The 17,544-nt window shown below is 75.7% G+C and carries 22 protein-coding genes; 11 read left to right on the forward strand and 11 right to left on the reverse strand.

Annotated elements, in window-relative coordinates; all coding sequences use genetic code 11:
• From PYV61_RS08040 to PYV61_RS08055, 4 genes are all read left to right on the forward strand, one after another.
• Nucleotides 1–377 (forward strand): type II secretion system F family protein (locus PYV61_RS08040; protein WP_275830152.1); only part of this gene is annotated, 377 nt, incomplete at its 5' end.
• A 20-nt stretch (nt 378–397) separates the two neighbouring features.
• Nucleotides 398–838, forward strand: coding sequence for a type II secretion system major pseudopilin GspG (gene gspG / locus PYV61_RS08045; RefSeq protein WP_275830154.1), 441 nt, complete (start codon nt 398–400; stop codon nt 836–838).
• Nucleotides 839–931: 93 nt separating this feature from the next.
• Nucleotides 932–2,479, forward strand: coding sequence for a DUF1800 domain-containing protein (locus PYV61_RS08050; RefSeq protein WP_275830156.1), 1,548 nt, complete (start codon nt 932–934; stop codon nt 2,477–2,479).
• A 16-nt stretch (nt 2,480–2,495) separates the two neighbouring features.
• Complete coding sequence (locus PYV61_RS08055) at nt 2,496–3,821, forward strand: DUF1501 domain-containing protein (RefSeq protein WP_275830158.1); 1,326 nt, start codon at nt 2,496–2,498, stop codon at nt 3,819–3,821.
• A gap of 221 nt (nt 3,822–4,042) precedes the next feature.
• Here PYV61_RS08055 and PYV61_RS08060 read toward each other — a convergent pair whose 3' ends face one another.
• Nucleotides 4,043–4,426, reverse strand: coding sequence for a hypothetical protein (locus tag PYV61_RS08060; RefSeq protein WP_275830160.1), 384 nt, complete (start codon nt 4,424–4,426; stop codon nt 4,043–4,045).
• 70 nt (nt 4,427–4,496) lie between these two features.
• Between PYV61_RS08060 and PYV61_RS08065 the strand changes: the two genes are divergently transcribed.
• Nucleotides 4,497–4,706 (forward strand): hypothetical protein, encoded by a 210-nt coding sequence (locus PYV61_RS08065; RefSeq protein ID WP_275830162.1) that lies wholly within the window; start codon nt 4,497–4,499, stop codon nt 4,704–4,706.
• A 6-nt stretch (nt 4,707–4,712) separates the two neighbouring features.
• On the opposite strand, the gene PYV61_RS08070 is transcribed toward PYV61_RS08065, so the two are convergent.
• Nucleotides 4,713–5,156 (reverse strand): DUF6526 family protein, encoded by a 444-nt coding sequence (locus tag PYV61_RS08070; protein WP_275830164.1) that lies wholly within the window; start codon nt 5,154–5,156, stop codon nt 4,713–4,715.
• A 108-nt stretch (nt 5,157–5,264) separates the two neighbouring features.
• Between PYV61_RS08070 and PYV61_RS08075 the strand changes: the two genes are divergently transcribed.
• Nucleotides 5,265–6,239 carry an MBL fold metallo-hydrolase gene (locus tag PYV61_RS08075; protein ID WP_275830167.1) on the forward strand — a complete coding sequence of 325 codons (975 nt, stop codon included), beginning with the start codon at nt 5,265–5,267 and terminating at the stop codon, nt 6,237–6,239.
• Nucleotides 6,240–6,421: 182 nt separating this feature from the next.
• On the opposite strand, the gene PYV61_RS08080 is transcribed toward PYV61_RS08075, so the two are convergent.
• From PYV61_RS08080 to PYV61_RS08095, 4 genes are all read right to left on the reverse strand, one after another.
• The gene (locus PYV61_RS08080; RefSeq protein WP_275830169.1) at nt 6,422–7,234 is read right to left on the reverse strand and encodes an FRG domain-containing protein; all 813 of its coding nucleotides are present in this window, start codon (nt 7,232–7,234) and stop codon (nt 6,422–6,424) included.
• A 115-nt stretch (nt 7,235–7,349) separates the two neighbouring features.
• On the reverse strand, nt 7,350–7,778 hold the full coding sequence (locus PYV61_RS08085) for a VOC family protein (protein WP_345785224.1): 429 nt from the start codon (nt 7,776–7,778) through the stop codon (nt 7,350–7,352).
• Nucleotides 7,775–8,179, reverse strand: a complete 405-nt coding sequence (locus PYV61_RS08090; RefSeq protein ID WP_275830173.1) for a hypothetical protein — start codon at nt 8,177–8,179, stop codon at nt 7,775–7,777. The genes PYV61_RS08085 and PYV61_RS08090 overlap by 4 nt, the downstream gene beginning before the upstream one ends.
• Nucleotides 8,180–8,243: 64 nt before the next feature.
• Nucleotides 8,244–8,660: a contact-dependent growth inhibition system immunity protein gene (locus PYV61_RS08095; RefSeq protein ID WP_275830175.1), complete on the reverse strand. Its 417-nt coding sequence runs from the start codon at nt 8,658–8,660 to the stop codon at nt 8,244–8,246.
• 84 nt (nt 8,661–8,744) lie between these two features.
• Here PYV61_RS08095 and PYV61_RS08100 point away from each other — a divergent pair, with 84 nt between their 5' ends.
• From PYV61_RS08100 to PYV61_RS08110, 3 genes are all read left to right on the forward strand, one after another.
• Entirely contained in the window at nt 8,745–9,125 is a 381-nt protein-coding gene (locus PYV61_RS08100) for a hypothetical protein (protein WP_275830177.1), read from the forward strand.
• 116 nt (nt 9,126–9,241) lie between these two features.
• Nucleotides 9,242–11,812 carry an ATP-dependent helicase HrpB gene (gene hrpB, locus PYV61_RS08105; RefSeq protein ID WP_275830179.1) on the forward strand — a complete coding sequence of 857 codons (2,571 nt, stop codon included), beginning with the start codon at nt 9,242–9,244 and terminating at the stop codon, nt 11,810–11,812.
• Nucleotides 11,813–12,075: 263 nt separating this feature from the next.
• On the forward strand, nt 12,076–12,660 hold the full coding sequence (locus PYV61_RS08110) for a hypothetical protein (RefSeq protein WP_275830181.1): 585 nt from the start codon (nt 12,076–12,078) through the stop codon (nt 12,658–12,660).
• 106 nt (nt 12,661–12,766) lie between these two features.
• On the opposite strand, the gene PYV61_RS08115 is transcribed toward PYV61_RS08110, so the two are convergent.
• Both PYV61_RS08115 and PYV61_RS08120 read right to left on the reverse strand, forming a co-directional pair.
• Nucleotides 12,767–13,639, reverse strand: a complete 873-nt coding sequence (locus tag PYV61_RS08115) for a L,D-transpeptidase (protein WP_275830182.1) — start codon at nt 13,637–13,639, stop codon at nt 12,767–12,769.
• Nucleotides 13,640–13,936: 297 nt separating this feature from the next.
• Nucleotides 13,937–14,578 carry a hypothetical protein gene (locus tag PYV61_RS08120; RefSeq protein WP_275830184.1) on the reverse strand — a complete coding sequence of 214 codons (642 nt, stop codon included), beginning with the start codon at nt 14,576–14,578 and terminating at the stop codon, nt 13,937–13,939.
• On the opposite strand from PYV61_RS08120, the gene PYV61_RS08125 reads away from it, so the two are divergent.
• Both PYV61_RS08125 and PYV61_RS08130 read left to right on the forward strand, forming a co-directional pair.
• Complete coding sequence (locus tag PYV61_RS08125; protein ID WP_275830185.1) at nt 14,538–14,771, forward strand: hypothetical protein; 234 nt, start codon at nt 14,538–14,540, stop codon at nt 14,769–14,771. The genes PYV61_RS08120 and PYV61_RS08125 overlap by 41 nt on opposite strands.
• Before the next feature lie 45 nt (nt 14,772–14,816).
• Nucleotides 14,817–15,116, forward strand: a complete 300-nt coding sequence (locus tag PYV61_RS08130; RefSeq protein ID WP_275830188.1) for a hypothetical protein — start codon at nt 14,817–14,819, stop codon at nt 15,114–15,116.
• Between the two features lie 222 nt (nt 15,117–15,338).
• On the opposite strand, the gene PYV61_RS08135 is transcribed toward PYV61_RS08130, so the two are convergent.
• From PYV61_RS08135 to PYV61_RS08145, 3 genes are all read right to left on the reverse strand, one after another.
• Complete coding sequence (locus PYV61_RS08135; protein ID WP_275830190.1) at nt 15,339–16,283, reverse strand: hypothetical protein; 945 nt, start codon at nt 16,281–16,283, stop codon at nt 15,339–15,341.
• A 372-nt stretch (nt 16,284–16,655) separates the two neighbouring features.
• Entirely contained in the window at nt 16,656–16,946 is a 291-nt protein-coding gene (locus PYV61_RS08140; RefSeq protein WP_275830193.1) for a hypothetical protein, read from the reverse strand.
• Between the two features lie 39 nt (nt 16,947–16,985).
• On the reverse strand, nt 16,986–17,544 hold a 559-nt coding region (locus PYV61_RS08145), incomplete at its 5' end, for a histidine phosphatase family protein (protein WP_275830195.1).

Genomic DNA, 17,544 nt, shown 5'->3' on the forward strand with positions numbered 1-17,544 from the left:
TCGCGCTGCTCGGCGGCGGCGCGCTGCTGCTCCTCGCGCTGCGCGTCGCGGCCGGGGCGTCGCCCAACCGCGCGGTGGCGGCGGGGGTCGCGCGCGCCGCCGACCGCGTGGCGGCGGGGGAGCGGCTCGCCCCGGCGCTGGAGGGCGTCCTCCCCCCGCTCGCCGTGCGGCTGCTGGCGGCGGGCGAGGAGGGGGGCGCGCTCGCCCCGATGGCCGCCCGCGTCGCCGACGTGTACGACGCCGAGGTGCGGCGCGCGCTGCGCGGCGCGGTGGCGCTGCTGGAGCCGGCGCTGATCGTCCTGTTCGGGGCGATCGTCGGCTTCGTCGCGCTGGCGCTGCTGCAGGCCGTCTACGCCGTCGACCCGGGCCGCCTGTGATCCTCCTACCGTCTCCCGTCATGCCGCGTCCCGTCCGCGCGCGCGCCCGCCGCGCCTTCACGCTGCTCGAGGTGCTCGTGGTGCTGGTGGTCATCGCGCTGCTCGCGGCGCTGGTGGCGCCGCAGATCCTCGGCCGCGTGTCGCAGGCCCGCGAGACCTCGGCCGCCGCGCAGATGGAGCTGCTCGGCGTGGCGCTCGACAGCTACCGGCTCGACGTCGGCCGCTACCCGACCACCGAGCAGGGGCTGCGCGCGCTGCGCGAGCGTCCGACGCGCGCGCCGGTGCCGCCGGGGTGGCGCGGCCCGTACCTGCGGAAGGAGGTCCCGCCCGACCCGTGGGGGCGCCCGTACGAGTACCGCGCGCCCGGGCGCAAGAACCCCGACGGCTACGACCTCGTGACGCTCGGCCGGGACGGCGCGTCCGGTGGGGAGGGGGAAGATGCGGACCTGGTGGTGCCGTGACGTCCCCGGCCCGACGCGCGCCTTGACACCCCGCCCGGCCGGTCCGGTATTTCGCCCGTAGCCGACGGCAGTCCGACCCCTTCCAGGCAGCCGATGCCGCCCACCCCCGAGCCGGACCGCCGGGCCTTCCTGCGCGGCGCCGCCGCCGCCGCGTTCGGGCAGCCGCCGCGGACCGGCGAGCAGCCCCCGCGCCGCCCGGCGCCGCGCCGCGCGACCACGCCGCCGATGCTCCCGCGCCGATTCGCGGGCGTCGACGAGTCGCGGCAGCCGAGCTACCTGATCAAGCCCGAGGGGGACTGGGAGAACTGGGCGCTGCGCCTGGCGCGCCGCGTCACGCTCGGCCTGACTCCCGAGGAGTCGGCGCGCGCGCGGCGGCTCGGCTACTACGGGTACCTCGACCACCAGCTCGCGTACGACCAGATCGACGACTCGGCGTGCGACGCCACGGTCGCGCGGCTCTGGCCGCAGCTGACGATGACGGGGACCGAGCTGGCGGCGCTCGACTTCGGGCAGCTGCAGACGGCGCTGCAGGACTCGACCGTCTACCGCGCGGCCTTCTCGAAGCGGCAGCTGTACCAGCGCATGGTCGAGTTCTGGACCGACCACTTCACGATCTACTACCCCGAGGTCGGCTACCTGAAGGTGCTCGACGACCGGGACGTGATCCGGAAGCACGCGCTCGGGAAGTTCGGCGACCTGCTGAAGGCGAGCGCGAGGAGCGCCGCGATGCTGGTCTACCTCGACCAGAACGTCAGCCGCCGCGGCGCGCCGAACCAGAACTACGCCCGCGAGCTGCTGGAGCTGCACACGGTCGGCGTCGACGGCGGCTACACGCAGAACGACGTCGCCGAGCTGTCGCGCATCCTCACCGGGTGGACGGTGCGCGGGCGCGGGGAGTTCACCTTCAACCCGGCGCTGCACGACTTCGCGCAGAAGTCCTTCCTCGGGCGGACGTTCCCGGCGGTGGACTCGCGCAACAACACCAACCCCGACGGCGCGCTGGAGGGGGAGGCGGTGCTCGACATGCTGATCGCGCACCCGAGCACGGCGACGTTCCTCGCCACCAAGCTGCTGAAGTTCCTGCTGTGGTACGAGCCGACGCCGGCGATGGTGGCGCGCGTGGCCGGGGTGTACCGCTCCAGCGGCGGCGACGTCCGCGCGATGGTGCGGGCGACGCTCGACTTCTCGTACCTGCAGCAGGCGCCGGCGAAGCTGAAGCGTCCCTTCCACTACCTCGTCTCGGCGCTGCGCGGGCTGGGCGCGACGGTGGGGACCGGCGTCGGCGTGGCGACGCGCCAGCTCACCGGGATGGGGCAGCCGCTCTTCATGTGGCTCACCCCCGAGGGCTACCCCGACACGGTGGAGTACTGGGCGGGGAACCTGCTGCCGCGGTGGAACGTCGCGGTGAACCTCGCAGTGATCAACAACGCCGAGATGGCGGTGGACGTGACGCGCCTGCAGGCGCTCGGCACCGCCGACGCGGTGGCCGCCGAGATCGGCCGCATGCTGTTCGGCGGCGAGCTGCAGGACCGCCTGCGCGAGGAGCTGGTGGCGTACCTGCGCCCCTCGCCGACCAACTCGGCGCGCATCCGCGAGGCGCTCGGCCTCGCGGTCGCGTCGTCGCCCTTCCAGTGGTACTGAGCGAGGCCCCGCCCCCATGAGCGCCCACGAGCTCCCGGACGACCCGCACGCGCACGACGCCGGCTGCGACGAGTACAACCACCTGTCGCGCCGCCGGTTCGTGCTCGGCGCCGGGGCGGCGGTCGCGGCCGCGACGTTCCCGTCGTGGCTCCCGCGCGTGGTGCTGGCGCAGAGCCAGGTGAGCGCGCGCGACGTGATCGTCAGCGTCTTCCTGCGCGGGGGCGCCGACGGGCTGTCGCTGTGCGTCCCGTTCTTCGAGGGGAACAACTACTACGGCGCGCGCCCGACGCTCGCGATCCCGGCCCCCGACGGGCTGGCGGCCAACAAGCTGACCGCGCTCGACGACCGCTTCGGGCTGCCGCCGGCGATGATGGCGCTGATGCCGGCGTTCCGCGCGAACCAGCTGCTGATCACGCACGCGACGGGCGTCACGGTGTCCAACCGCTCGCACTTCGACATGCAGCGGTTCATCGAGGTCGGGAAGGCGAACGACCCGACCCTCATCACGGGGTGGCTGGGGCGGCACCTGGCGTCGGTCCCGCCGGTGCGCACGGCGGCGCCGCTGCGCGCGCTGGGGCTCTCGGCCGGGCTGCAGCAGACGCTCTACGGGGCGCCCCGCGCGCTCCCGATCGCCGACCCGACCAACTTCGGGATCGCCGGCAGCGCGACCACGCGCGACGCGCGCACCGAGTGGCTGGTCGGCGACTACGCGCTGACCATCGACCCGCTGCGCAGCGCGGCGCTCGACGTGTCGAACACGCTGAAGCTGCTGCGCACGGTGGACTTCGCGAACTACCGCCCCGCGAATTCGGCGGCGTACCCCAACTCGGCGTTCGGCCGCGCGCTGCGCTCGACGGCGGCGCTCATCAAGGCGGACGTGGGGCTGGAGGCGGTGCAGGTGGACATCGGCGGCTGGGACACGCACCAGAACCAGGCGCCCAACACGACCACCGGCTCGATGTACCGCACGATGGCCGACTTCTCGGGCGCGATCGCGGCGTTCTGGGCCGACGTGATGCAGGCCAACACGACGCACAACGTCACGCTGGTCGCGGTGTCGGAGTTCGGGCGCAACGTGCGCGAGAACGGGAGCGCGGGCACCGACCACGGGCGCGCCGGCGCGATGTTCGTCCTCGGCAAGAAGATCGCCGGCGGGCGCGTGCTGACGGTCAACTGGCCCGGGCTGGCGCGCGAGCAGCTGGAGTCGCAGCAGGACCTGCGCGTGACGCTCGACCACCGCGACGTGCTCGCCGAGATCGTCGCCAAGCGGCTCGGAAACGCGAACGTGGCGACCGTGTTCCCGGACTACACGCCGACGTTCCGGGGCGTGGTGGCGGCGTAGGGGAGAGCGTCGAGCGTCGAGCGGGCTCCAAGTAGCGCCGACGCCCTCTCCGGCGACCAAGCGTCGGTGCGGCGCCGCCTGAGCGCCGGGCGCCGAGCGCCGAGGGAACGGCTATGCTCGGCGCTCGGCGCCCGGCGCTCGGGCCGCCCGGCGACGATGCATCCCCTGCCTCCTGGAGACGTCCCGTGCGAGGAGCCCCCTCGACGCTCGACGCTCGACGCTCACTCCACCACGATCTCCGAGATCATCCCCGGGTGGACCGTGCAGTTCACCGGGTACGTGCCGGCGCTCCCGAACGTGCGCCGCACCACCGCGTCAGTCGTGATCGGGATGTCCGCGGGGGCGCCGGCCTGCGGCGGGTTCGCGGCGTTGAGCCGGAAGATCGCGTTGTGCGCGATCCCGCCCTCGAACACGAACACGACCTCGCCGCCCCGGCGGATCCGCAGCTGCGGCGACGACCAGGCCGCCGGGAAGGTGAAGAGCGTGTCGACCGACGCGGCCCCCGACGGCGGGGTCGGCCCGTCGCCATCGTCCCCCCCGCCGCAGGCGGCGAGCGCGAGCGCGACGAGGGCCGCGGTGAGCGCGGCGGGGCGGGGGTGGCGCATGCTCCGGAGGGGTGACGGTTCGAGGCTTGCCCTGCCGGCGGGGTCCACCACTCGCCGCAGGAGGACGCAGATGGCCGACTTCACGAAGGACTCCGTCGCCGACATGGCCGCCGACAACCCGGGGCTGAACATGGGCACGTCGGGGCGCATGCGCGAGACGGACCGCGCGACCGACGACCTCGCCGACCAGCTCGACGAGCAGGGGACGCCGCGGCGCGCGCAGGCGCAACCGCGCGAGCCGCAGGTGCCGCCGCGCGAGCCGGACCGCGATCGCGGCTGAGCGGGATCAGGCGCGGAGCGTGTCGGGCTGCCAGTCGCGCACGGCACGCTTCACCGCGTCGCTCGTCGGCAGCTCGCCGGCGAGGCAGCGGCGCACCAGCGCCGGCAGCTCGGCGTCCGACGCGAAGCGCAGTCCCACGAGCTGCCCCAGCCGGAGCTCGTGGACGCGCGCCGCGAGGTCGGGCGGGAGCACGCGCGCCAGCCGCCACCACATCTCGAGGCGGATCACGCGGTTCTGCACCGTCAGCGCCTGCTGGCGCGCGGCGACGTTCAGCAGCAGGAGCAGCACGGCCGTCGCCACGCCCCACGCCGCGAGCACGGTGGGCGCGCGCCGCCAGAGCGTGAACGCCACGCCGACGTTGACGAGCAGCAGCGGCGACAGCACGAAGTGCACGAGCGGGTTCCAGCGGCGGTGCGAGCCGTAATGCTGGCGGGACGACGTGGGAGCCATGCGGCGCGGGCGGGGAAGGGCACGCGGCTTGTAGGGCCGGCAGGACCCGGGAGTCTGCCCCGCCGCACGGGCGCCGGCAACGCCCGGGCGTCCAGCGCCGCCCCCGCCATGCGTCTCGCCGACCTGCCGCACCCCGACGTCCCCGAGCGCCCCGCCGGCGACCTCGCCGGCGCCCCGCTCCCGCTGCGCGACGACGTCGCGTGGCTGCGCACCGCCATCGTCAACGTGGCCTTCCTCGGCGCCCCAGACGCGGGGGAGGGGCGCTGGCTGCTGGTCGACGCCGGGATGCCGGGCAACGCGCACCGCATCGCCCGCGCGGCGCGCCTGCGCTACGGCGACGCGCGCCCCGCCGGGATCGTGATGACGCACGGCCACTTCGACCACGTGGGCTCGCTGCGCGCGCTGGCCGAGCAGTGGGACGTCCCCATCTACGCCCACCGCCTCGAGCTGCCGTACCTCGACGGGCGCTCGGCGTACCCGCCCCCCGACCCGAGCGTCGGCGGCGGCGCGATGGCGCGGCTGTCGCCCCTCTTCCCGCCCGGGCCGTTCGACTTCCGCGGCCGGCTGCGCGCGCTCCCCGACGACGGCAGCGTGCCGGGCGCGCCCGGCTGGCGCTGGCTGCACACGCCGGGGCACGCGCCCGGCCACGTCTCGTTCCTGCGCGACGACGACCGCACGCTGATCGCCGGCGACGCGTTCGTGACCACGAAGCAGGAGTCGGCGCTGGCGGCGCTCACGCAGCGCCTGGAGCCGCACGGCCCGCCGATGTACTACACGTGCGACTGGGACGCCGCGCGCGATTCGGTGCGCGCGCTCGCCGAGTTCGCCCCCGACGCCGCCGTCACGGGCCACGGCCAGCCCATGTACGGCGACGCCCTGCGCGACGCGCTGCGCGTCCTCGCCCGCGACTTCGACCGCGTCGCCCGCCCGTCGCGCGGCCGCTACGCCCGCCAGCCCGCCGTCACCGACGCCAGCGGCGTCGTGTCCGTCCCGCCACCCGTCCCCGACGCGACGCCGTGGGCGCTCGCCGGCGGGGCGGTGGCGATCGGGATGGTGGTGGGGGCGATGAGGAGGGATCGGTAAAGCGAGATACCGGAGAGGGCGAACTCGGGAACGGCGAACTCGGGAACGGCGAACTCGGGAACGGCGAACTCGGGAGGGGCGAACTCGGGAGGGGCGAACTCGGGAGGGGCGATCACTCGCAGTCTCCGAGTTCGCCGTCTCCGAGTTCGCCTCATCCGGGGATCGCCGTCCCCGACCACGCCTCACTCGTAATACCTCCTCATCCGCGCCGCGACCCCGTCGAGGTCCGGGAACAGCCGCCGCTCGTCCACGCTCGCGAGGTCCAGCTGGTCGCGCACCCGGCTGACGTGCGCCGCCGGGATCACGAGCTTCGTCAGCGCGCCCTCCACCCCGTGCTCGGCGAGGAAGGCGTCGAACGGGCGGTCGGCCGCCGAGCAGAGGGTGAAGGCCGCGGCCTGCGCGGCGATGCGCGCGTCGAGCGTGGGCGGCTCGATGAGGCACGCGAAGGGCGCGAGCTCGCGCGCCCGCATCAGCTCGTACGGCGGGAAGTGGCCGTCGCCGTCGGTGTCGCGCAGCCGATCGAGGTCGTCGGTGAGCAGCGCGATCTCGGGGAAGCCGAAGTGGCGGTGCACGCGCTGCCAGTCGAGGCGCCAGATCGCGCGGTCGGTCCCGCCCCCGTCGGTCCCCGCCCGCACCCCCATGGTCGCGAAGTGCGCGGCGACGAGCGGCGAGTACGACCAGTCGAGCAGCCGCGTCGGAAGCCCGTGGTGCTGCGCCGCGACCAGCAGCTCCCAGTCGTTGCGCGCGTGCGGGAAGTGCGGGCGCGAGTAGCGCACGAAGTTGCGGAGGATGTGCTCCTCGAGCGCGCGCTTGCCGTGCGCCGGCGCGATCCCGCCGAGCCGGTCGAGGCTCGTGTAGAGCGGCCACGACGCGTTGCCCGCGCCGCGGTACACCCCGGTGTCGCGCCGCCGCCCGGTGCGCGGGTCGGGCTCCGCGGGGGTCAGTCGGTCGATCAGCTCGCCGAGCGAGCCGACCTCGATGGTCTGGATCGGCATGCGGAGGCGTGGCGCAACGTGCGTGCAACCGGGAACGGCACCTGCGACCTGCGACCTGCGACCTGCGATCTGCGACCTGCGAGAGCACCCGGTCGCAGGTCGCAGGTCGCAGGCTCTAGGGGTCCAGCCCCCAGATGGACGGCGTCGCCAGCTCCACGCTGTTCCCCGCCGGGTCGCGCACGTACAGCGAGCGCCCGCCGCGCGGCCACGCGATCTCGGCCTCCACCGCGACGTCGTGGGCGGCGAGGTGGGCCCGCCACGCGTCGAGCGCGGCCTCGTCGACGGCGAACGCCACGTGCCCCGCGCCGGTCGCGCCGTGGGACGGGACGGGGACGCCGCCGACCTGGCCGGGCGCGGTGGCGGTGGCCGCCGGGGCGAAGACCAGGAAGACGCCGGGGCCGGCGCGGAAGAAGACGTGCCGCCCCTCCACGCGCGCGAACGGCGTGAGGCGCAGCACGTCGACGTAGAACCGCTCGGCCGCCGCGAGGTCGGCCGCGTAGACGCAGGTCTCGAGGACCCGCGCGGGGGGCGTGGGCGCCGTCAGGCGGCCGCCAGGGCGCCGCCGCCCGCCAGCTGCCGCTCGCGGATCCAGCCGCCGAGCCACGCCGCCGGCATCACGAGCGCCAGCGCCAGGACGTGGTACCACGCCGGCGCCGTGTGCCACATCGCGACCGTGCCGGCCACGTTGAACGCCAGCCCCAGCACGCCCAGGACCAGCGCGTGGCGCATCGGCCGCGACGGCGCCAGGCGCGCCGTGAGCCAGCAGCCGAAGGTCGCGTAGGCGAACACGTAGAGCTGCATCACGAGCAGCAGCCCGACGTCGGACACCGCGCCGTCGGGGCCGAACGACTGCGGGATCGTGCTCTTCAGGACCGCGTCGGTGCCGAACGCCAGCGCGCCGATCACCATGAAGCCGACCACCACCGCGACGATGCTGCGCAGCATGGGACGCTCCGGGAGGGAGGGAGCGTCCAACATGCGCCTCCGCCTGGCGGGCGCAAGCATTCCGTCAGAATCCGAACAGCTCCCGAACCGCCTCCAGGTCCCCCGCCACGCGGCCGCGGACCCGCTCGGGGAGGACGTGCACCTGTGCCCGCGCCGTCGCGACCACGGCGGCCAGCCGCGGGAGCCACGACGGGTCGGCCGCCCAGGCCGCGGGATCGACCGCCAGCGCGGCGGTCAGCAGCTCCCCCGGCCCGTGGTCCCCGCCGGCGAACGGCTCCCGCTCCAGCCGCTCCAGCGCGACCGGGAGGAGCCACCGCAGCCCCCGTCCGTGCCCGAGCAGGAGGCGCAGGTCGGCGGGGCCCAGCTGGCCGAGCGGGGAGACGAGGGCGCGCGACAGCCAGGCGAGGCTCCCCATGCCGTAGGCGCCGGACGGCACGTCGAGCCCCTCCAGCTCGGCGACGGAGGCGTGGAGCGGCAGCATGGCGCCAAGCTACCGGGAGGACGCCCCGGCTGACACTTTCGGCCCGCGCCTCGCGTAGGCTCCGACGTCCCCTCCACCTGAGCCATGGCCACGATCCTCAAGCTGTTCCTGCTCCGCTTCCTCGCGACCAAGAGCTTCGGCGGCGTCGTGGCCTCGCTGGCGGTCCTGGCGCTCCCGATCGCGGGCGTGCTCAAGGTGATCGGGCTCCCGCTCCTGCTCGTGCTCGGGATCGTGGGGCTGCCGATCGCGCTCGTCCTCGCCGTCGTGGGGCTCCCGATCCTGCTGGTCGTGGCCACCGTCGGCGTCATCACCGCGTTCCTGGGTGCCGTGCTGGCGACCGGGCTGGCGCTGCTGAAGGTCGCGCTGCCGTTCCTCCTGATCGCCCTGGCCGTGTGGGCCGTGATCCGGATCTTCCGCCGCGACAAAGCGCCGGCCCCCGAGGACACGGTGGGCGCGTCCATCTGACGCCGCCGACGACGTAGCGCGACCTCGCGGCCCCTCGCCGCATGTCAGCAGGGGACGGGCGCCCGCTAGCTTTGCGCGGGCGCCCGTCCTCGTGTCCGGCCGGCGCGACCCCGCCGATGCCGCCCGCCCCGCCCCCCCTCCCGATCGACGACGCCCTCCCCGCGCTGCGGGCCGCGCTGCGCGCGCGCCGGTGCGCCGTGCTGCAGGCGCCGCCGGGGGCGGGGAAGACCACCCGGGTCCCGCTGGCGCTGCTCGACGAGCCGTGGCTGGCTGGCCGCCGGATCGTGATGCTGGAGCCGCGGCGCCTCGCCGCCCGCGCCGCCGCCCGGCGCATGGCCGCCACGCTCGGCGAGCCGGTGGGGGCGACCGTCGGCCACCGCGTCCGCCACGACACCCGCGTCGGGCCGCGCACGCGCATCGAGGTCGTGACCGAGGGCGTGCTCGCGCGGCTGCTGCAGGACGACCCGGCGCTCGAGGCGTACGGCGCGGTGCTGTTCGACGAGTACCACGAGCGCAGCCTGCACGCCGACCTCGGGCTCGCGCTGACGCTGCAGACGCAGGAGCTGCTGCGCGACGACCTGCGCGTGCTGGCGATGTCGGCGACGCTCGACGGCGCGCGCGTCGCCGCGCTCCTGGGTGGCGCCGAGGGGAGCGCGCCGGTGGTGACGAGCGCGGGCCGCAGCTTCCCCGTCGCCGTGCACTGGCGCGACCGCCGTCCCGAGCCGCGCGCGCTGGAGTCCGCCGTCGCGTCGACGGTGCGCGCGGCGCTCGACCGGCACGCGGGCGACGTGCTCGTCTTCCTGCCCGGCGCCGCCGAGATCCGCCGCGTGGGCGGGCTGCTCGCCGACGGCCCGCTGCCCGCTGGCACGCGCGTGCACGCGCTGCACGGCACGCTGCCGCAGCACGAGCAGGACGCGGCGCTCGACCCGTCGCCGCCGGGCACGCGCAAGGTCGTCCTCTCGACCGCGATCGCCGAGACGAGCCTGACCATCGAGGGGGTGCGCGTGGTGGTCGACGCCGGGCTGGCACGCGTGCCGCGCTTCGACCCGCGCACGGCGATGACGCACCTGGACACGGTGCGCGCCTCGCGCGCGTCGGCGGAGCAGCGCGCCGGCCGCGCGGGGCGCGTGGCGCCGGGCGACTGCTACCGGCTGTGGGCCGAGGCCGAGCACGCCGGGCTGGTGCCGCACGCGAGCCCCGAGGTGCTCGACGCCGACGGCGCGCCGCTGGCGCTGGAGCTGGCGGCGGCGTTCCTCGCCGACCCGGCCGCGCTGCCCTGGCTGGACGTGCCGCCGGGGGCCGCGTTCGCGGAGGCGCGCGCGCAGCTCGCGCAGCTCGGCGCGCTCGACGCGGCGGGGCGCGTCACCGCGCACGGGACGGCGATGGCGGCGCTCCCGATGCACCCGCGGCTGGCGCACATGGCGCTGCGCGCGCGCGCGCTCGGGCTGGCGGCGCTGGCGTGCGACCTGGCCGCGCCGCTCGGCGCGCGCGACCTGCTGCGCGCCGACGGCCCCGTCCCCCCGGACGCCGACGTGCGGCTGCGGCTCGACCTGCTGGCGCGCGGCGACGTGCCGGCCACCGCGCTCGGGTGGGCGGTGGACCGCGAGGGGGTGCGTCGCGCGCGGCAGGAGGCGCGCGCGCTGCGCGACGCGCTCGACGTGCGCGCGCCGGCGACGGCCGACGACCAGGCGTCGGCGGGGCGACTGCTCTCGCTCGCGTATCCCGATCGCGTGGCGCGCCGCCGCGACCCTTCGCTTCCCTCAGGGCAGGCTTCGGGCGAGGGGCGCTACCTGCTGCGCAACGGGCGCGGCGCCGCGCTCCCCGACGGGCAGGCGCTGGCGCGCGAGCCGTGGCTGGTGGCGGCGGAGCTGGGCGGCACCGTCACGCAGGAGCGGCGCATCCTGCTCGCCGCGCCGGTGACGCTCGCGGAGCTGCTGGAGGAGCACGCCGACCAGCTCGCGCGGAGCGACGAGGTGGCGTGGGACGACGCGGCCGACGCGGTGCGCGCGCGCCGCACGACGCGCGCGGGCGCGCTGGTGCTGGAGGCGGGGCCGGCGCGCGAGGCCGACCCGGAGGCGGTCGCGCACGCGCTGCGCGACCTCGTACGCGTCCTCGGCGTCGGCGCGCTGCAGTGGGACGACGAGGCGCGCCGCGTGCGCGAGCGGCTCGCGTTCGCGCGCCGCTGGGACGGCGACGCGTGGCCCGACGTGTCCGACGACGCGCTGCACGCGGCGCTCGACGAGTGGCTGCTCCCCGTGCTCGTCGGCCGGCGGCGGTGGGTCGACGTGCAGCGCCTCGACCTCGGCGCGCTGCTGCTCGACCGGCTGCCGTGGGCGCGCCGCGCGGCGCTCGACGAGGTCGCGCCGACGCACCTTCCCGTGCCGACGGGCTCGCGGATCCGCCTCGACTACGCCGACGTCGAGGCGCCGGTGCTCGCCGTGCGGCTGCAGGAGCTGTTCGGGCTGCAGGAGACGCCGCGCGTCGCGCGCGGGCGTGTTGCGGTGGTGCTTCACCTGTTGTCGCCGGCGCACCGCCCGGTGCAGGTGACGCGCGACCTCGCCGGCTTCTGGCGCTCGAGCTACTACGACGTGCGCCGCGACCTGCGCGGACGCTACCCGCGGCACCACTGGCCCGAGGATCCGCTGCAGGCGGAGCCGACGCGGCGCGCGAAGCCGAAGGGCACGTAATCGTCACGTGACCGGCGTTCGCCGCCGCCCGTCGCTTCTGTGGACGCGGCGTGTCGGAGGTCACGATCCTGACCGCTCGATCAGTCGTGTGCGGCCGTGACGGCCGTCACGGACGCCGCGAGATGGTTCCGCGAGTCTGCGCGGCGTGCGGTGTTGCTCGGGAGGCCACTCCACGGCCGTCCGCAGCCACCGTGCGGCGCCTGATGCAAGCGCGTCGCGAGCCGTCGGTGTCATCGTCCGTCCCGTCGTCCCCGCGTCGTCCCGTGTCTCCCTCCGGCTCAGCCCCCAGCCGCCCGCCGCGCGCGCCCGCGCTGTACGTCACCGGCTCTCCCGCCGCCGGCGCGCCGCCGCTCTCGTTCCGCCTCCCGGTCCCCCCGTCGTGGGACGACCGGCCGCCCACCGCGCGCGCCGCCGAGCGCCGGGCGCGGAAGGCCTACTTCGCCGCCCTCGACGCGCTGTACCGCGGCGAGGTGAACGAGGACGCGGCGGGGAAGCTGCGCCGCCTGGTCGAGGACGTCCGCTCGCTCACCGCCCGCGGCGCGCTGGAGCACCTGCTGGACGTCCTGGGGTTCGTGCGGCGCACCGCCCCCGCGGGGCCCGTGCTCGCCGCGCCCACGACGCCGTGCGAGCGCGTGGCCGTGGGCGTCCCGCCGCGCCACTGGACCACCGACCGCGCGCGCCTCGCCGAGCGCTACGCCTGGCCGATGGAGTGGCTGCGCATGCACCGGTTCGTCGCCGGGAAGGCGCTGGTGATCGACTGGTACCCGCTCCCCGAGTCGGCCGCCGCGGCGCCCACGGTGCGTCCGCTCCCCGCGCGCTCGCGACGACGACTGCAGGGCGCCGCCTGAGGCGCTGCGCGGCTGCGCGGCTGCGCGACGACGACGGCCCCGGGAAGCCTCCCTCGCAGGGGCATCCCGGGGCCGTTGCGCAGCCGCGCAGCCGCGCAGCCGGTCGTCAGTAGATGAACACCGGCGTCCCGACCGGCACGTTCTCGTACAGCCAGGCGATGTCCTCCTCGTACAGGCGGACGCACCCATGGGTCGCCGCGTTGCCGATCGTGTTCTCGTACGGCGTGCCGTGCAGCAGGTAGCCGTTGCCGAGGTCGAGCTTGAACTTGCCGAGCTCGCCCGGGATGCGGCGGTTCGCGGTGCCGTGCGGGGGGACGAACAGCGTGCCGTCGAAGACGATCTCCTCGTCGGCCGGCAGCGCCGTGAAGCCGCCGTGCTGCACGAGCCCGACGCGTCCGCCCTTGATGGTCAGCGCGCGGCCGTCGGCCAGCGACACCGTGCTCCCGGCCTTCAGGTGCGCGAGCTTGAGCCCGCGCTTGGACGCGACCTCGGCGTAGTGCCACTCGGGCGGGACCCAGACGGGATCCTTCTCCTTCCCGAGCACCTTGCGGGTGCCGCGCGGCGTCTCGAAGGTCCAGCTCTTCGCGCCGAAGTTGATGGTCGTGTCCATCCCGATCGCGACCGGGGCGACCATGAGCGTGTCGGCGCCGTTCATCACCGCCAGCTCGCGCGACTCGAGCAGCACGATCACGCGCATGCCGAGGTGCGCCTCGGCGGCGGCGCGGGTGCGCTCGTGCGCCACGCTGTCGGCGTTCGAGCGGAAGCGGCTCACGACCGGCACGCCCGGACGCTCGGCGGCGAGCGCCATGGAGGCGATGGTGTCCATCCCGGCGGCGACGGCGACGCGGCCGGCGGTCGGGAGCGCCTGGGAGGGCTGGGCCCGCGCGGCGCCCACGGGGGCGGCCAGGGCGGGGAGGGCGAGGGCCGCCAGGAGCGCCGCGAGGCGGCGGGAGGCGGCGAAGGACGACGGGTGCTTCATAGCGATCGGCTCTCGGCGAGGCTGTATCGGGAAGGCCGCGGCGCGTGACGCGTCCAGCAGGCAGCCGACACAGGGGCAACGCCCGTGCCGGCGACCGCCGGACACGCTGCGCGGTCGCGCCGCACCTGGAGGCGCGGGGCGACACGGGCCCTTCCCAGGGGACTGGGCGCGGGCCGATCGGGGAATCACCTGTCACGTTCCGTGCCCGCCGACGTCGCCGCGCCCGGACGCACGACGGCGCCCGGAGCCGAAGCCCCGGGCGCCGCGTGCGGGCGCTCGGCCCGATCGGTCGGCCGATCAGTGGAACGTCAGGCCGATCGTCACCGGGACGTAGTCGGTGCGGGCGCCCGACGTGAAGACCCGCACGTAGCGGCCCTCGACGAAGAGCGAGACCGCGCCCACGCCGAAGGAGAGGCCGCCGCCGCCGTTCAGGGCGAACTGCGTCTTGTCCTCGGGGTTGAACGTGCGCACCACGTTCTGGTTGTTCGGCTGGATGCCGGTCACGTTCGAGAAGTCGGTGTAGTTGCGGAAGTACGTCACGCCCGCGCCGCCGACCGCGTACAGCCCGCTCGTCGCGCCGAGGAAGCGCCCGAAGGGCAGCCGCAGCTTCGCGTCGCCGAACACCGAGTACAGGTCCGCGTTGTTCAGGTCGGCCTGGTACCGGACGTTGTTGATCGTCGCGTTCTGGAGGTCGCGCCCGTTGAGGCGGTTCCACATCGCGTTCACGCGCAGGCCGAGCGGGCTGCTGGCCGGATCCCAGCCGAGCTGCGCGCCGGCGCCGTAGCCGGTCTCGTAGTAGCTGTTGATCTCGTTCTGCGGGAAGTTCGCGCCGCCCTGCACGCCGAAGTACAGCCCGTTCCCGAAGCGCGTGGTACGCATCGGCGGGACCGCCTCGCCGGTGCTCTCGACCGTCGTGGTCGTCGTGGTGGTGCTGGTCATCGTCGAGTCGACGCGCGAGACCGACGAGTCGACCGTGGTCGGCATCGGCGCCGGGGCCGGGGCGGGCTCCGCCGGGGCCGGGGTCGGCGTCGGCGCGGGCGTCGGGGCCGGCGTCGGGACGACCTCACCCGTGCTCGTCGTCGTCTCCTTGCGGACCGGCATGCTGCTGCTCGAGCCCGACGTCGCGCTGTAGCCGTCCTTCGTCACGCGCGGCGCGGCCGTGTTGGAGCGGCGGGTCGTGTCCTGCATCGTCGTCGTCGTGCGCGTGCGCATCATCGTGGACGAGTCGCGCATCGTCGTCGAGTCGCGCATGGTCGTGTCGCGCGACGTCGTCGGGGTCTGCGTCGGCGCCGGGGTGGTCGGGGCCGGGGTCGTCGGCGTCTGCGCGGCGGCGACGCCGGCGCTGACGGTCAGGGCGATGGCGGCGCCGATCGCGCGGGAAGTCATGAACCGCATAGTCATCACGTCAATCCTCCAGATCGCTGCGGAAGCTGCCGGGTTCCCGTACGGGCGAGTGGTGGCAGGGTGTTGCCGCTGAGCCGGTGCCGCCGGGTGCTGCGTCCTGCGGGGCTGCGTCGTTCATCGCGGCGCGGGCCACTAAGGCAGGGGCCATGCCGCGATCGGCCCGCGCGCGCCGATTTTGTCGCCTTCCGCCCCCACGAGGCGCCGCCGTCGGTGACGGAGGGCACGAATGCGACGCGGGCCGCCCCCCGCGAGAGGGGGCGGCCCGCGCCGGCCGGGGCCCGGGTGGGCGCGCGGCTCAGTGGATCTGCACGCCCAGGACGATCGGGACGTAGTTGACCGCGCGGTACTCGGTGAACACGCGCTCGTAGCGGCCCTCGAGGAAGATCTCGGCGATGCCGATGCCGAGCGAGGTGCCGAGGCCGGCATTGAGGCCGAGGCGGGTCGTGTTCGCGCTGGCCGAGCGGCTGGCGTTGAGCAGGGCGGCGTCACCGGCCTGGGTGTTGATGCCGCGGCCGTAGAACTGGTTGGTCAGGAACAGCGTGTTGTTGTAGTTCCGGAAGTGGTGCACGCCCGCGCCGGCCAGCGCGTACACGCCGCTCGTGGCGCCGAGGAAGCGGCCGAAGGGCACGCGCAGCTTCGCGTCGATGAGCGCGCTGATCTGCTTCGCGTCCTCGCCGGCGCCGCCGAAGTCGCTGATGATGTCGGCGTTGCCCAGCGGGGAGCGGATCTGCGGGCCGAACGAGCGCCCGTTCAGCGTCTGGTAGCCGAGCGTCGCGCGCACGCCGACCGGGCTCGCCTTCGGGTCCCAGCCGACGACGGCGTTGAAGCCCCACCCCTCGTTGTACGCCTTGTACGCGTCGCCGACGGGGAGCGTGGTGCCGGCGCCGATGCCGGCGTACAGCCCGTTGCCGAACAGGCGGTCGCGGATCGCGCGCAGCGGGAGGACCTCGCCGCCCGACGCCTGCGTCGCGGCGCAGTTGCACTGCACGATCGTCGTGTCGGTGCGGCCGATGTACACCGTGTCGCGGCGCATCGACGTCGACGCGTCCATGGCGCCGGTGGTCTGCGAGCCGGCGGCGCCGCCGGTGGTCGACGTCGTCTCCTTGCGCACGCGCTCCGCGCTCGGGCGCGTCGGGGTGCGGCGGGTGGTGTCGGCCTGCGCCGAGGCGTCGGCGGCGGCGAACGAGAGCGCGAGAGCGGCGCCGAGGGCGCCCGTGGTCGTGGACCGCAGCATCTTCATGGTTCCTCCCATTCTCCAAGCGCCCAGGCGTCTAGCCCCCGCGGGCGGTGCGGGGCGGGGGAGAACGGCGGCCGGCCGCGCATGCGCGAGCCTGGAGCCGGTGCGACGCACGAGTGCCGGGGAGACCACGCAGCTGCCCACGCATTCCCGACGACACCCTCCCCTGCATCCACCGACGCCGGAGCCGCCGGCCCCGGTGCGACGACCCTCGTCGCCGCACCCAGCCATAAAGCAGGGGCCGTGCCGCAAACGAGACGTGCGGAGCCGGCGAATCGCGCGCGTCGCAGGTGTGACGGCGCGTCCGTTCGCGGGGTCCGCGCACCGCGCGCGCACGCGCGTCGCGTCAGCCCCGCGCGTCGACAGACCGGCGCGTCAGCCGGGCGCGCCGTGCATCACGACGTGGCCGAGCAGCGCGGCGGCCGCCGCGGCGAGCGCGAGGAGCAGCGCGCGCCGCCGGGCGTCGGGCGCCGGGTCTGGCGCCGCGGCGACGACGGCCGGGCGCCACCCGCGCAGCGCGCCGACGACGAGCATCAGCGCGACGAAGCCGGCCGGGCGCGCGACGCCGGCGCCGGGCGCGAACGGAAACCAGACGTGCCCGGCGACGCCGCCCGCGGCGACGACGACGAGCACGGTGGTGAGGCGGGAGAGGCGGACCGCGTCCACGCGCGACGCGCTAGGCGGGGCGCCGCGGCGCGACGTCCGTCAGCGCATCCGCGGCGCGGCGGCGCTGCTCGCGGCGTCGCGCGCGTCGGCGGCGCCGAACTGGCCGCGCACCAGGCGCGGCGCGCCGGCCGCCGGCAGCTCGAGCACGAACAGCTGCGCGTACTGCGGGTCGCACAGGTCGCGCATCTTCGGGCCGCCGAGCGCGCCGATGATCGCCGGGATCGTGTTGCTGTGCCCGACGACGAGCACGACTTCGCCGCGGCGGCGGCGCACCGCGTCGGCCACCGCCTGCACGTGGTTCCCCTGCAGCGGCACCAGCTCCGGCGTCAGCCCGAGCGCGTCGGACAGCGGCTTCGCGGTGTCGGAGGTGCGGCGGCGCGCCGTGGCGACCACGTGCCGCACGCCGGCGTCGGCGAGCGCCGCACGCAGCGCCTCGGCGCGCGCGGTCCCGATCTCGGAGAGCGGCGGGTCGTCGCCCGGCACCGCCGCCTTCTCGGCGTGGCGCACGAGCACGACCAGCGTGCCGCCGGCGAGCGCGCCGCCCGGCGTCGCCGACTCGGCGCGCGCGGCGGGGGCGGCGACGGCGAGCGCCAAGTCG

It is taken from the genome of Roseisolibacter sp. H3M3-2, from assembly GCF_029211165.1.
Lineage (GTDB): Bacteria > Gemmatimonadota > Gemmatimonadetes > Gemmatimonadales > Gemmatimonadaceae > Roseisolibacter.

What these genes read in the sequence shown, in the direction of transcription:
- gspG (WP_275830154.1), top strand. Translation starts at nt 398, where the DNA reads ATGCCGCGTCCCGTCCGCGCGCGCGCCCGCCGCGCCTTCACGCTGCTC.
- PYV61_RS08050 (WP_275830156.1), top strand. Translation starts at nt 932, where the DNA reads ATGCCGCCCACCCCCGAGCCGGACCGCCGGGCCTTCCTGCGCGGCGCC.
- PYV61_RS08055 (WP_275830158.1), top strand. Translation starts at nt 2,496, where the DNA reads ATGAGCGCCCACGAGCTCCCGGACGACCCGCACGCGCACGACGCCGGC.
- PYV61_RS08060 (WP_275830160.1), bottom strand. Translation starts at nt 4,426, where the DNA reads ATGCGCCACCCCCGCCCCGCCGCGCTCACCGCGGCCCTCGTCGCGCTC.
- PYV61_RS08065 (WP_275830162.1), top strand. Translation starts at nt 4,497, where the DNA reads ATGGCCGACTTCACGAAGGACTCCGTCGCCGACATGGCCGCCGACAAC.
- PYV61_RS08070 (WP_275830164.1), bottom strand. Translation starts at nt 5,156, where the DNA reads ATGGCTCCCACGTCGTCCCGCCAGCATTACGGCTCGCACCGCCGCTGG.
- PYV61_RS08075 (WP_275830167.1), top strand. Translation starts at nt 5,265, where the DNA reads ATGCGTCTCGCCGACCTGCCGCACCCCGACGTCCCCGAGCGCCCCGCC.
- PYV61_RS08080 (WP_275830169.1), bottom strand. Translation starts at nt 7,234, where the DNA reads ATGCCGATCCAGACCATCGAGGTCGGCTCGCTCGGCGAGCTGATCGAC.
- PYV61_RS08090 (WP_275830173.1), bottom strand. Translation starts at nt 8,179, where the DNA reads ATGCTGCGCAGCATCGTCGCGGTGGTGGTCGGCTTCATGGTGATCGGC.
- PYV61_RS08095 (WP_275830175.1), bottom strand. Translation starts at nt 8,660, where the DNA reads ATGCTGCCGCTCCACGCCTCCGTCGCCGAGCTGGAGGGGCTCGACGTG.
- PYV61_RS08100 (WP_275830177.1), top strand. Translation starts at nt 8,745, where the DNA reads ATGGCCACGATCCTCAAGCTGTTCCTGCTCCGCTTCCTCGCGACCAAG.
- hrpB (WP_275830179.1), top strand. Translation starts at nt 9,242, where the DNA reads ATGCCGCCCGCCCCGCCCCCCCTCCCGATCGACGACGCCCTCCCCGCG.
- PYV61_RS08115 (WP_275830182.1), bottom strand. Translation starts at nt 13,639, where the DNA reads ATGAAGCACCCGTCGTCCTTCGCCGCCTCCCGCCGCCTCGCGGCGCTC.
- PYV61_RS08120 (WP_275830184.1), bottom strand. Translation starts at nt 14,578, where the DNA reads ATGACCAGCACCACCACGACGACCACGACGGTCGAGAGCACCGGCGAG.
- PYV61_RS08135 (WP_275830190.1), bottom strand. Translation starts at nt 16,283, where the DNA reads ATGAAGATGCTGCGGTCCACGACCACGGGCGCCCTCGGCGCCGCTCTC.